The 276-nt window shown below is 61.2% G+C and carries 1 protein-coding gene; it reads right to left on the bottom strand.

Annotated features, from left to right (window positions below; translation table 11 throughout):
* On the bottom strand, nt 1-258 hold a 258-nt coding region (locus Q5762_RS38210; RefSeq protein ID WP_315896914.1), incomplete at its 3' end, for a malonate transporter subunit MadL.
* Nucleotides 259-276: the final 18 nt, after the last annotated feature.

The raw sequence follows: 276 nt of genomic DNA, 5'->3' as shown, positions 1-276 counted from the left end.
GGAGTGAGGTTGGGCATCGGCAGCAGGGCTTGTGGCTTCGTCGCCGTCATCGACGGCTGGCTCGCGCCGCCCAAACAGGGGGATGACCAAAAAGCTGGCCATGACGGCCACGAAGCCCGCCAGAATGGCGATCATGCCGCCATCCAGCGCCGCCGCGACATCCTGTCTGGCGGCCATGGCCACCACGATGGGAATGTACATACCGTTCCATAACGTGATTCCGCTCTCGGTACTGGTCGGCATTTTCTTCTTGTCCATGAGATAGCCGCCCAGAAA

Source organism: Streptomyces sp. P9(2023) (assembly GCF_032436795.1).
GTDB lineage: Bacteria > Actinomycetota > Actinomycetes > Streptomycetales > Streptomycetaceae > Streptomyces.
The sequence above is the reverse complement of the archived record's forward strand: the minus strand, read 5'-3'. Positions and strand labels throughout refer to the sequence as shown.